Genomic DNA, 12,965 nt, shown 5'->3' with positions numbered 1-12,965 from the left:
GCCCTTCCGCCTCAGCCCCGTCGTGCCCTCGTGCGTCGACTGCGTACCGTCGCCACTTCGATCGTGGTCGATTCGGCCGACAGAGACAATCCTCCGGTGATGTCCTCGCCGATCGCGCTCACCCCGCCGGAGACGGTGTCGACGACCACGGCCGTGATGTTGTCGCGGCCGCCGAGGGTCACCGCCTGCGCCACCAGCGCCCGGGCCGTCTGCGCGGGCGCGCCGCCGAGGGTCAGTCCCGCGCGCAGCGCCTCGTCGCTGAGCTCGGCGGGCAGGCCGTCCGAGCACAGCAGGATCCGCTCGCCCGTGACGACGGGCAGCAGCCAGTAGTCGGCGGCGCTGCGCTCCTCGCCCACGGCGCGGGTGATGACGTTGCGCCCGGGGAACGTCGCCATGTCGGCGCGGTCCAGCCGCCCCGCGTCGACCATCTCCTGGACGACCGAGTGATCGACGGTGACCTGCTCGAGCCGGTCGCCGCGCAGCCGGTACACGCGGGAGTCGCCGATGTTCACGACCAGCCATCGCAGCTCCGCCTCGTGGTGGATGGCGAGGAGCGCGGCCACGGTGGAGCCGGCTCCGCGCTGCGTGCTCGCCGCGATGGAGGAGACCGCGCTGTGGGCGGCGTCGACGGCGCGGGTGACGTCGTCGAACGTCAGCTCGCCGCGCCCGAGCAGGGAGCGGAACACCTCGACGACGGCGGCGCTGGCCCGGTCGCCGGCGTCATGGCCGCCCATGCCGTCGGCGACCACGAACACGGGCATCTCGGCGAGGTAGGCGTCTTCGTTGACCGTCCGGCGTCGTCCGGTGTCGGTGTGGGCCCCCCACGTGGTGCGGGGCTCTCGGGGCGGACGGCCGCTGCGCGCCGGAAGGGTCATCCGTCGGCCCTCAGCTCGAGCGGCGCGTCGCCGAGGAAGAACGGCCCGGACACCGGCGCGGAGCCGGTGACCTCGGTGCCGGCATCGGCGACGGCGCCCAGGGAGACCCCGTTGGTGGAGTCGAGGTCGGTGACGACCCATCCCGTCGCGGTCAGGGTGAGCAGGGCGTGGGTCTTGGAGACCGTGCGGGTGACGTCGTCGACGGCGACCAGCTGCGCGTGCGGCGCGCGCGGCGGTGCGGCGGGGTTGCGGCCGAGGACCACGGCGTCGGCGGTCAGGGCGATCGCGCGTCCGTCGGGGAGCACCAGCGACCATCCGGGAAGCCGGCGGCCGGCGAGCACCGTGCGGTCCTCGATGTCGGACGGGTGCGCCGGGATCGCGGCGGCCGGTCGTGCGGCGGCCGGTCCCGCGGCGGCCGGCGCCGACGACGGCGCGGCGATGAAGGACGACGCCGGCTCCGGCGGAGCGGGGACACCGGTGGGGGGAGCCCAGGGGTTGGCGGCCGGACGCGCGGGTGCACCGAAGGCGGGCGGGGGACCGGACGCGAAGCCGGGCGCGGCGGATGCGGCCGACGCCGACGGCGCGGACGGCGCGCCGAAGACCGGGGTGTGACTGAACCCCGGTGCGGTGCCCGTGCGCGCGGAGAAGTCGGCCAGGGCGGGGACGATCGGCGAGGCGGGTGCGGCCTCGGCCGGTGCGACCGGCGCCGGGTCGGCAGCGGGGCCGGGGAGCCAGCGCGCGGAGCCCCAGCCGACGATGCTCGCCCAGACGGGGAACAGCAGCACGCCGAGGACCGCGTACCCGGTCCCCAGCCCGAAGCGGCGGCCGAGGCCCCGCACCATGCGCACGTGCAGCACCACCGCCGGGACCACGACCACCAGGCCCAGCAGCGCGGGGACGAGCACCGCGGCGACCATCGCCGCCTGGGCATCGGCGGGGTCGCCGCCGAAGGACGCGCCGACCGCCGCCGCTCCCAGCGCTCCGGCCACGATCGCCGCCGCGGCGCCTAAGACGATCGCGCCGCCGGCGAGGACGGCCGCCCACCAGCCGCGCATGCCGGCGCACTCGAACAGCGTCCATGCGTTCCACACCGGCACCCACGCCTTCCAGGGCGCGGCGCCGGCCTTGCGGAACACCGCCATCAGCGCCAGCGACGTCCACACGTAGACGCCCAGGCCTCCCACCAGCTGGACTGCCGCGATCATGCCGAACGCATCCGTCATCTGATCCGTCACCACGCCTTCCTCATCGTCACATCCGGTTCCGTATCCCTCGGTCCGCTCCCGCCGCCGTCCGGGCCGCGCCCCCCGCTCACGTCCGCGTCCGCCGCGTCAGCGAGCGCAGCGAGAGGCGCGCCCGCAGCCGCGCCCACCAGCCGCGTTCGGCGAGCAGGCGGGAGCGCTCGGCCTCCACGGTCTCCCAGAAGCGGTCGGAATCGGCGCTCGTGGTCGGCTCGGCGTCGAACACCGATCGATCCGCCCACGTCGCGAGGAGGGTCGCGCGACTGCCGTGGTCCCCCGCGCCGTGGAGGTCCGCCACCTCCTGGCGCGTGCGCGTCCCCGGTGCGGGGAGGCCGCTGTCGACGGCCGCATCCACGTACTCGTCCCATCCTCCGGTGACACGGCCGACCGGATCGGGCGCGGAGCGGCGCGACCGGCGACGGACCGCCTTCAGCAGCAGCACGAGGAGGAACGGGCCGGTCACCAGCAGAAGCGCCGACAGCGTGATCGCGCCGATGCGCGCGCCCGCCCAGATCGCCGCCCAGTCCACCGACTCCGGCAGCGGGTCGTCACTGCGCTCGCCGTTGTCGGCGGGGTCGGCATCGCCCGGGAGCACCTGCTCGGCGCCCTCCGGGTGCACCTCCGTCGGCACCTCGGGGTCGCGGACCTCGAGAACGTCCGGCGACATCGCGTTCTCGTGCTGAGGCGTCACGTCGACGGGGACCCACACGCCCGACGCGTCCTGCACCTCGATCCACGCCGAGACGTCGCCGCCGCGGCACCCGCCGTCCTCGCAGCGGGGGAGCTCGTCGCCGGTCAACCGGGCGCCGAGCACGATCCGCACGGCGAACCCCAGCTGATCGGCGATCATGGCCGCCGCCACCGAGAACTGCTCGTCGTCGCCGACGGCCGCCACGAGCAGGGCGTCGTCCTCGCCGCCGACATCGGTCTCGCGCTGCAGGAGCGCGGTGAACATGGCGTCGATGCGATCCGTGGAGTGTCCGGCGCGACTGGGCTCGAACGTGTAGTCGCCGAGCTCCGCGCGCCACAGCGGCGGTCTCTCGGCGTCGATCGAGAGCGCGTGACTGAGGAATCCGCGGGCCCGGAGCCGCTCGATCAGCAGGGCGAGCCCTTCGCCGCCGCCGGGCGCCTCCTGCGCGCGGATCCAGTCGGTCAGGCTCTCGGGCACCGTGGCGGGAAGCAGCTGCGGGCTGGTGCGGCCGGGGACGAGGTCCGCGACGGCGGGGAGGGAGGTCGGGACGGCGGCCTCCTGCCGGTAGCCGAGGCCCGTCGTCAGAGCGGTGCCGCCCAGGACCACGCCGGTCTGGGCGGACGGGCTGTAGAAGAAGCCGTCGGCGAGCGCCGACGAGGACTCCCCGCGGAACTGGATGCCGGTGAGCGAGCCCACGGTGGGCATCCACACGTCGTCGTAGGCGGCGATCGTCACATCGGCGGTCGCGGGCACCGTGCCGCCGGGTGCGGGCAGCGACGAGGGCACCCGGACGAAGGCCGTCGTCTGGTCGGAGCCGTCCACCGACGGATCCAGGACGCGCGCGAGGCGGCCGTCGTAGTACGAGAGCGTCGCGAGCCGCACGCGGTCGGCGTCCGTGGCGATGGAGAACAGCACCTCGTCGTACCGGTCGTCGGCGAAGAAGCTCCGGTACTGCGCCAGGGGCGACAGCTGGGCCTGGATCTCGAGGCGGGGGTCGATCCGCTCGCGCAGCACGTCGCGCGGCTGACCGGCCACCGCCAGGGGCGCGGCGATCGCCCCCGCGGCGACGGCGATGGTGACCATGGCCGCGGAGATGGCGATCCGGCCGGCGACCGCGGACCCGCTGCGCCCCGTCGTACGGATGCCGGTGGCCGCTTCGGCGGCGCGCAGCGACCGCCGTCGATCGTCGAGGGTGCGCCAGACCACGTAGGCCAGCGCGAGGAGCACGGCCGCGGCGCCGACCGCCATCTCGATCGGTCCCGGGATCATCAGCGGACCCCACGCCAGCGGATCGCTCAGCGCGGCGGCCCCGAAGAGCACTCCGAAGATCGGGAGCAGGAGGCCGAGCAGAGGGGCGAGCACCCACAGGCGGCGTGCACGCCAGGCGAGGGACAGGGCGGCGACGGGCACCGAGAGCCAGATGAGGAAGACCGGCGCCAGCGTCGTCTGGTAGGTGCCCAGCGGCAGGTCGAGGGTGAGCAGGTCCTTCCAGCCGGTGACGGGCGCGGTGATCACGCCGACGAGTCCGCGCAGGGCCTGATCGCCGCCTCCCGTCAGCATCGCCGGGGCCACGACGGGAAGGCCGAGCACGACGTAGACGCCGAAGGTGAGGAGGGCCAGCCACCACCCGGACAGCCGCCACCGCACGCCGGCCCAGGCGATCACGTGCGCCGATGCCAGGGCGATCGCGACGACCATCACGAAAGCGGGAGCGCGGTAGATCGGCCAGGCGGCCACGGCGCCCACGACGAACAGGAGGTCCAGCAGCACGGCGCTGACCACGAGCAGCCGCGCGGACGGGCGGTCGACGCGGAAGGACTGCCGGCGCGAGCGACGGCTCATCGGGGGCGCTCCGGCCGCGCTCATGACTGCGCCCCCCGGCCCAGGAGCTGACGGAGATCGTCGAGGAGGCCGATCGACATGACCGAGACGGACCCGAGGCGCCGGAAGCCCGGCTCGGCCTCGGGGTTGCAGATGACGGCGACGACCCCCACGTCCGAGGGGAAGGCGAGGGCGGCGGTCTGCAACGACCGGGCCGTCTGCGTCGAGCCGCACACGATGAAGGCGATGGAGGCGTCGGGGTGCGTCTCGGCGGCGAGCGAGGTGACCTCGCCGAGAGCGCTCGCCCGCGCGTGCCGCTCGACGCCGCTCAGCTCGTCGAGCAGGGTCCGCGCGCTCACGGTGGCGAGCTCCCGGATCGTGCGGGCCGAGGCGCGGACGAACTCCGGCACCTCGCCGCCGATGACCACGTCGACGTCGCGACCGTCCCGGATCCCGCGCACGCCGATCGACGCGGCGGCGCTGACGGCGAGCTCGAACTCGTCGTCGGAGGCGTACTCCGACTCCGACACGGCCAGGGCGACGACCATGCGCGAGCGGCGGGTCTCCTCGTACTGGCGCACCATGAGGGTGCCGGTCTTGGCCGTCGACTTCCAGTGGACCTGGCGCTGCGCGTCGCCGGGGACGTACTCGCGGATCGCGTGGAAGGAGATGTCGGAGTCGACCACGGTGCGCGACGCGCTGCCCTCGAGATCGCGGATGAAGCCGGCGCTCGTGCTGCGCAGCGCGGTCGTCACCGGGTGCACCCACAGCGTGTGCATGTCGGCCCAGGTCGCCTCGCGGGACAGGATGCCCAGGGGGTCGCCGCGCACGGTGCGGGCCGGCCCGACCTGGATGATCCCGCGCCGGTGGGTGGGCACCACGACGCGCTCGACGTGCTGGTGCTCACGGCGCAGCAGCGGGATGTATACGTCGACCAGTCCCTCGCCCACGGGGATGTCGATGCGCCCGGGGAGCGCGATGCCGCGCCCGACATTGGTCACCGTGAGGGTACCGGCCACCTGCGTCCCCGCGACGACCCGGTCGTGCCCGAGCGCGAGGTCCACGTCGTAGGAGCGGGCGCTGAAGAGGAACGGCACCGAGAGCAGCACGAGCACCCCGGCGATGAGGCCGGCGACGACGAACTCGATCCACCCGAAGCCCAGCCCGAGGCCGAGCCCGAGGGCGGCGGTGGCCACCAGCATCCACCCCGCCACCGACAGCGTCCCCGACACCCATTCCCAGGTCGCCGCCGCACCGACCTGCATGCGGCGCCACCAGCGCAGACCGCGCAGTGCCAGCGCGGTCGACGAGCTGGCGGTCGAATAGCGGGTGCGCGAATAGCCGGTACCCCCCGTCGCCGCGGAGGTACGCGTCAGACGCGACTCGGTGTTCGAGCTCACACGACCTCTCTCTGGCTGGGCGGCACCGTGTCCAGCAGCACCTGGCCGATGACCGCTTCGGCGGTCACCCCGTCGAACTCCGCCTCGGGATCGAGGATCAGGCGGTGGGCGAGCACGGACTCGGCGAGCGACTTCACGTCGTCGGGGGTCACGTAGCCGCGCCCGTGCGCGACGGCCCAGGTCTTGGCGGCCTTGGTGAGGGCGAGCGCGCCGCGGACGCTCACGCCCATGCGCACCTGCGCCGCCAGGCGCGTGGCCTCGACGATCCGGGCGATGTAGTCCAGCACCAGGGGGTTCACGTAGACCGCACCCGCGATGTCGGCCATGTCGATCACTCCCTGAGGGCTGATGGCCGGGGCGACCTCGCGGCGGGCGGCGGCGCTTCCCTCGAGGATCCGCACGGTCGAGGCGTGGTCGGGGTAGCCCAGGCTCGTCCGCATCATGAAGCGGTCCAGCTGAGCCTCCGGCAGGCGATAGGTGCCGGCCTGCTCGACGGGGTTCTGCGTCGCCACCACGAGGAAGGGCACGCCCACGCGCCGGGTCACGCCGTCGACGGTGACCTGACCCTCCTCCATCACCTCCAGCAGAGCCGACTGGGTCTTGGGCGAGGCGCGGTTGATCTCGTCGGCGAGGACGATGTTGGCGAAGACCGGCCCCTGGTGGAAGTCGAACTGCCCGCTGCGCTGGTCGTAGACCGTGATGCCGGTCACATCGCCGGGGAGCAGGTCGGGGGTGAACTGGATGCGACTGCTCGTGCCCTGCACCGTCTGGCCCATCGCGCGGGCGAGCGACGTCTTGCCCGTCCCGGGTACGTCCTCCAGGAGCAGATGGCCCTCGGACAGCATCGCGGTGAAGGCCAGTTCGATCACGTGCCGCTTGCCCAGGACGACCTGCTCGACGTTGTCGACGAGCGTGCTGAAGGTCTCCTGGAACCAGGCGGTCTGCTCCGCGGTGACGGTCATCGGGGTCCTCTCAAGGGGATCGGGGGGATCGGTGTCGGGGGAGGTCAGGGGGTCGGCTCGGGCGTCGGCTCGGGCTCGGGCTCGGGTTCGGGCGGTGCGCACGTGAGCGATTGCGTCACGGTGCCGAAGGACGCGAGCCGGTTCTGCCAGGTGACGGTCCATGTCCACGTCACGACCCCGGCATCATCGGTGCTCGACGTGGTCGAGACGCTGTAGTCGCCGGGATTGGCGGTGACGGTCGGGGCCGGTGCCGACGTGTCCTCGCTGCGGCACTGCTCGGCGGGGAACGAGACGCGCGCGGTGTACTCCGCCCCGGCGGCGGGGGTCACCGTGACGGGGTCGCCGCAGCGCGAGGTGTTGAAGCGCACGCACGAGAAGGCCTGGATCGTCCCCGGGTGCTGGCCGAGCTGATCGGACGGGAAGAGGCTCGCGAAGTCGTCCGTCTTCGGTCCGCCGTTCTTGCTGTAGAAGACGCGATAGAGCGCGGAGTCCGAGTGGTCGGGTCCGTTGACCGTGTCCCAGAGGTACTCGCTGGTCTGCGAGATCGAGTACGACGAGGCGCCCGGGGCGGGGATGCCCTCGGTCGGCGTGGCCGATCCGGACTTCTCGGTGCGTCCGAAGCCCTGCCCGCTCCGCTCCGTCACAGCGCAGGCGGTCACGGTGCTCTCCCGCCAGAGCTCGCGGTTGTCGAACGTGCGGCTGACCGTGCCGCCGCCTGCGGCCACCACCAGTTCCGGCGTGCAGGTCGCGCCGTCGATCGCGAATCCGACGAGGATGCGGTCGCCGACGCCGTTGGGGGTCGCCGTCGCGGTCGCGGTGACGGTCCCCGGGTTGGCGCTGCGCGATGCGGTCACGTCGAGCGTCAGCGACGGCGCGCCGATGCCGTTGGCGCGGAACGAGTAAGCGGCTCCCGCCTGCGAGCCGCCGGGGATGGGCGGCAGCTCGAAGCGGGTCATCGGCGTCGCGGTGAGGGACGTCGGTGTGTTGGAGCCCACGTTGTAGTCGCGGAAGGTCACACTCGATCCCCGCACCGGCAGCGTGACCTCGCCGCCGGCCCCGCCCGAGAGGGTGACCGTGCCGGTGGACGAGTCGATGCCGGTGACCGTGATCGTGGCCACGCCGCCGGCCGTCCCGCTGGGCACGGGCTCGACGATGGCGCCGGTGGGGGCGGCCGGTGCGGCGTAGGCCCACGCCGACACCTGCACGGCGCCCCGGGACTCTCCGACCGAGCTGTACGCACGAGCCTGGTAGGTCACCGGCTCGCCCGCTTCGGCGGGGATCTCGGGGCACGCGCCCGACGCGTCGCACGTGGCGACCACCCGGCCGCCCGCGGTGATCCGGAAGCCGTCGACCGAGGGGTAGGAGCTGGTGTCGGCGATCACCCGCAGCGTGACGCTGTTCGCGGAGAATCCGATCCACTCCAGACGGGTGGGGGCCGCCGGCAGGCCCTGCAGGTCGAGCAGCACCGTGCCGTTGCGATCGCCGGCCGAGGACCGCCCCTGTGCATCGGCCACGACGAAGGATCCGGTGCAGTCGGCCGCGCCCGGGGCATCGGCCGACCACGAGGCCCGGACGGCCGTCGCACCGGCCTTGGTGAAGGTCACGCCGGCGCAGTTGGCGGGGGAGCTCACCGACACGAGGGCGAGCGGCGTGCCGGGCAGCGGGTTGATCTCTCCCGGGGTGCCGATCACCGTGATGGTGCACGACGAGTTCCCGCCCGACTGCGAACAGCGCTGGCTGGCCGTTCCGCCCTTGGGGAGCTGGGAGGGCGCGGGCCCGACGGTCAGGTTCAGCGCGGCGCCGACGGCGTCGGGGTGGCTGCTCAGCGAGACCGACACGGCCTCCTCGCGGCCGGGGCGGGCGGCGTCGTCGGCGGTGACGGTCAGCGTGGCGCCCGACCGGCTCACGGTGAACTGATCGCCGCGATAGGCGTCCGCGAACTGCAGGCTGTCCCAGTCCTCGCGACCCGCCCAGCCCACCATGGTGGTGAGGTCGTAGTCCTGGGTCTGGCCCGGACCGACGGTGATCGAGGCACTGCGGAGGATCGGCTCGGGATCCTCGGCCTCGATGACGACCCGGAGGGTGAGGAACGTGTAGTCGTCCTGCACGTCGAGGCGGACCGGGACGACGCACGTGTCGGTCCAGGGGGCGTCGGCCCCGGCCGTGTAGCGGATGGTGGTGCCCGAGACGAGCTCGCACCGCGCGTTGGCCCGCGCCCCGCCGGCGCGGACGCCGCCGCCGTCGATCTCCAGCGCGCGTCCCGCGGGCACCGCGACGGCATCCGCGAGGTCGAGATCGCGCGACTCGTTCTCCCGGACATCCAGCTGGGAGGCGTCGGCGCGCAGCGAGAGCCGCACGTCCTGATCGCCGGGGACGCGCAGGAAGCCGTAGGAGACGACCTCGGTGCCGTCGAAGGAGGTGCCGCTGACCCGGAACGGGATGAGGAGCGACTGCGCGGGGATCTCGCCGCGGATGCGGGTGCCGTCGACCTCGATGCCGGGGTGCGTGCCCCACAGCGAGAGGGTCAGTCGCCCGGGGTCGCCGGTGTTCCACGCGACCTTCCCGCTGAGCACGTCGATGCCCGCAGGGAAGGCCTCGCGCGTCTCGACGGTCAGCGTGGTGTCGGTGACGACCGGATAGTCCGGCACCGGCATCGGCACGGCCTTGACCACGATCAGGCCCATCGCGGTGTCGCCGGTCGGATTGCGCACCGTGTACACGTAGGACGACGTGCCCGGCGTCTCGCCGGCGCGCACCGTGACCTGGCCGTCGGCGACCTCGCCCAGGAGCGCGGAGAGCGCCTCGTACTCCTCGGAGCCCTCCGGCGCGTTCGGCACGACCGACTCGAGCGTCAGCGCCCCACCCGCCGGGTCGACGTCGTTGTCGGCCGGACGCACGTTGGCCTCGCTGCCGGCGCCCACCTGGATCTGGAGGTAGTCGCTGAAGGTCACCGGGCTGGGATCCGACTCCGCGGCGAGGACGCCCACCCGCACCTCGGCCTGGCCCAGAGCTCCCTCGGCGTCGCGCACCTGGTAGGTGAACGAGTCCTGCCCGCTGAAGCGGTCGGGGCTGGTGTAGACGATGGCGTCGCCCTCGGCCGAGATCGTCGCCGTGCCGCCCTGGGCGGGCTGGGTCAGGATGCGATCCAGCGCGACGGCATCGCCGTCGGGGTCGACGCCGAAGCGGTCGAACGGGATGCGCACCGACTCCCCGCTGAGCACCCGTCCTTCGAGCACCCGGGGCAGCGGTGCACGGTTCGCCTCGTCGCCGACCACGGTCACGATGACGCGCGCGGAGTCGACGGCGTCCGGGAAGCCGAGGCGGAAGATGGTGTAGCCGATGCTGTAGGTGCCGGGCTCGGCGGGCGCCAGGTAGCGCACGAGGCGCCCCGTCGCGAAGGCCAGCCCCGCCCCGCTCTCGTTGACGATCTCCGACGGGTCCACGGAGAAGAGCGCACCGGCCGGCGCGCTGTCGTTGTCGAGCACGGGGATGTCGATCTGCGCGCCGGCGCGGACGGTGACCGCGTCGTCGACCGCGATCGGCGGATCGCTTTGCGGCGAGTCGAGGAGGATCACGGTCAGCTCGCCCTCGGCGGTCGCCGCGGCCGCTCCCGATCCGTCCGAGACCGTGTAGCGGACGACGCCCAGGACGCCGGGGGAGCCGTCGTCGGTCGAACCGCTCACGCGGATCATGCTCTGCCCCACGAGGTCTACGCTGAGCGTGGCCTGCGGCGCGCTCTCGGGGAGCAGGTCGCTCAGCAGCAGCACGAGCCCGGCGGGGTTGGAGACGGCCGGGAAGACGTCGACGGTGGCGTCCTCGTTGGGTCGGACGAACGCGGTCAGCGGCGGGGTGGAGATGATGGTCTCCGCGGGGTCGCGCATGGTCACGCGGACCGTCGCCGTCTCCTCACCGCGGTCGTCGCGCACCGTGTACTGCACGAGATAGGAGCCGGGTGCATCGGCGCTGAACTCCATGCTGAGGTCGGCGGAGTTCGCCGACACGGTCGCCGCGCTCTCGTCGAGGACGACCGCTCCGGTCAGCAGCGGGATCCCGGTGGTGCCGCTCACCTGGGCGTCGACGTCGATCGACAGCGGCGTGCCCGCCACACCCACCAGGGCGAACGAGTCCGCCGTCAGGCGCGGGGCCGGGGTGACGGCGACGGTCATGCCGCGGCGTGTCGTCCCGCCGCGCGCGTCGGACACCGTGAGGGCGAGACCGACGTCCACGGCCTCGGTCGCCTGGGCATCGGGGTGCTGGTAGGTGACGGTGCCGTCGGGCTGGCCGGCGGCGGTGCCGATCCCGCTCTCGTTGACGACCGACGCCAGGTAGATCGGGTCGCCGTCGGGATCGACCCACCCGTACAGCGCATCGACGGTGACGGTGCCGCCGGGTGCGACGGTGGGTCGTGGCCGTTCGGCGAGGCAGTCGTCGGGATCGCACGGCGCCGGCGGACGGTTGACGTCGTCGGGGACGACCGTGAGGGTGACGGTGGCCTCACCGGAGAGCAGGCCGTCCGCGGTCGTGCCGTCGGTCACCCGGTAGCGGAACGTCGCCGAGCCGGTCGCGTCGGGGGAGACGTCCACGACCAGCGTCTGCTCGGCGCCGGAGATCGAGACGGTGCCGAACGCCGGATCCAGCCCGGAGATCGACGCCACATCGACGCTCAGCACGTCCTCGTTGGGGTCGTGGTCGTTGAGCAGCACGGGCAGCAGCGCGACCGCCCCCGCGCGGACCCCGAACGCGTCGTCGACGGCGACCGGCGGCTTGGGATCGATCACGCGATCGGCGACGGTGTCCTCGTCGGGCGCCGCCTCCGAGCTCTCCTCGAGCGCCCACTGCTGCGACGACGCGATCAGAGCGCCCGCGGGCACCGTCCAGACCCAGCCCGAGCTCCGCTCGTTGAGGGCCACCCGGGTGCCGTCGGTGAGGAACGTCGGGTCGACCTGCTCTCCGAGGGCGGCCGCGCCGTAGTCGAGCGGGTTCAGCGTCGGAGCCTCGGTGGTCCACAGGGTGCCGCCCCCCTCGCCGTCGCGCAGCCATGCGGCGTACGTCGTGCCGTCCTGCGTCAGCGGCGCCGCGGGGGTGCCGAGGTCCTCGGCGACGACGCGCTCGGCGGTGCCGGCGTCGAAGGAGACGCGCACGAGGCCGCCGGAGTCGGCGAGGTAGAGGTCGCCCGCCGCGGCGGCGCTGCGCTGGAGCACGGCGCCCACGGTCGCGTCGGTCGCGATGGCCTCCTCGCGCCCCTGCACCCGCACGGCGCCGGTCGCCTCGTCCAGCAGCGCCCAGCGTCCGCCGACGGCCGTCAGCTGCGCGTCCGCAGGGGCCGAGGCGACGGCATCGTCGCCGACGATGCGACCGGTCCTGCCGTCGGCGCGCACGACGCGCCCTTCGGCGGCGGAGTAGAGGTAGACGACCCCGTCGGCGTCGACGGCCACCGCGGCGGCGGCGAACCGCGGGCGCTCCTGGCCCTCTTCCACCTGCACGTCGGCATAGGGGTCGATGGGCATCGCGTCGCCGCCGCCCGAGAGGGTGCCCACCGACACCCCGCCGGCGTCGGTGCGGAAGGCGAGGAAGTCGCCCGCCGCCGCCACCTCGACCGTCCCCGCCGGCGCGCGCGTGAAGGCGTCGGTCGTGGTCGCGGTCAGGTCGGGGGGAGTGGCCATGCTGACGTCGGCGAACTGGGTGTCGCTGTCGGCGAAGACGAACAGCCGGTCGCTCGTCTGAGCCAGCGAACTCGCGTTCTCGGCGGTCTTGACCGTGTCCAGCTCGCCCAGCTCGAGGTTCACGCGCGCGTAGGCGTCGCCGGCGCCCGTCTGCACCGCCCAGAGCGTGCCGTCGTCCAGCGGCGTCTCCCGCGCGTCGAATCCCGGCCAGATCACGGCCAGCGTCGTGACCAGGCCGGCCACGACCACGACGGCGGCCGCGCCGACGAGGGTGCTCGTGCGGGGCCTCCGGCGGCGCCCGGGCTCGGCCAT

General features: G+C 73.7%; 6 protein-coding genes. All 6 read right to left on the bottom strand.

Annotated features, from left to right (window positions below):
• Positions 1 to 11: 11 nt before the first annotated feature.
• A complete protein-coding gene (locus QQZ13_RS03305) occupies positions 12 to 875 on the bottom strand; it encodes a PP2C family serine/threonine-protein phosphatase (protein ID WP_284527685.1) in 864 nt (287 codons plus the stop codon).
• Positions 872 to 2,110, bottom strand: a complete 1,239-nt coding sequence (locus QQZ13_RS03300; RefSeq protein WP_284527684.1) for a DUF5684 domain-containing protein — start codon at positions 2,108 to 2,110, stop codon at positions 872 to 874. The genes QQZ13_RS03305 and QQZ13_RS03300 overlap by 4 nt, the downstream gene beginning before the upstream one ends.
• Positions 2,111 to 2,186: 76 nt before the next feature.
• Positions 2,187 to 4,649: a transglutaminase domain-containing protein gene (locus tag QQZ13_RS03295; RefSeq protein WP_284527683.1), complete on the bottom strand. Its 2,463-nt coding sequence runs from the start codon at positions 4,647 to 4,649 to the stop codon at positions 2,187 to 2,189.
• Positions 4,650 to 4,669: 20 nt separating this feature from the next.
• Positions 4,670 to 6,028 carry a DUF58 domain-containing protein gene (locus QQZ13_RS03290; RefSeq protein ID WP_284527682.1) on the bottom strand — a complete coding sequence of 453 codons (1,359 nt, stop codon included), beginning with the start codon at positions 6,026 to 6,028 and terminating at the stop codon, positions 4,670 to 4,672.
• Positions 6,025 to 6,990 carry a MoxR family ATPase gene (locus tag QQZ13_RS03285; RefSeq protein WP_284527681.1) on the bottom strand — a complete coding sequence of 322 codons (966 nt, stop codon included), beginning with the start codon at positions 6,988 to 6,990 and terminating at the stop codon, positions 6,025 to 6,027. The genes QQZ13_RS03290 and QQZ13_RS03285 overlap by 4 nt, the downstream gene beginning before the upstream one ends.
• 44 nt (positions 6,991 to 7,034) lie before the next feature.
• Positions 7,035 to 12,965: an Ig-like domain-containing protein gene (locus QQZ13_RS03280; protein WP_284527680.1), complete on the bottom strand. Its 5,931-nt coding sequence runs from the start codon at positions 12,963 to 12,965 to the stop codon at positions 7,035 to 7,037.

It is taken from the genome of Microbacterium sp. T2.11-28 (genome assembly GCF_950097975.1).
Lineage (GTDB): Bacteria > Actinomycetota > Actinomycetes > Actinomycetales > Microbacteriaceae > Microbacterium.
The sequence above is the reverse complement of the archived record's forward strand: the minus strand, read 5'-3'. Positions and strand labels throughout refer to the sequence as shown.

What these genes read in the sequence shown, in the direction of transcription:
- QQZ13_RS03305 (WP_284527685.1), bottom strand. Translation starts at nt 875, where the DNA reads ATGACCCTTCCGGCGCGCAGCGGCCGTCCGCCCCGAGAGCCCCGCACC.
- QQZ13_RS03295 (WP_284527683.1), bottom strand. Translation starts at nt 4,649, where the DNA reads ATGAGCCGTCGCTCGCGCCGGCAGTCCTTCCGCGTCGACCGCCCGTCC.
- QQZ13_RS03285 (WP_284527681.1), bottom strand. Translation starts at nt 6,990, where the DNA reads ATGACCGTCACCGCGGAGCAGACCGCCTGGTTCCAGGAGACCTTCAGC.
- QQZ13_RS03280 (WP_284527680.1), bottom strand. Translation starts at nt 12,965, where the DNA reads ATGGCCGAGCCCGGGCGCCGCCGGAGGCCCCGCACGAGCACCCTCGTC.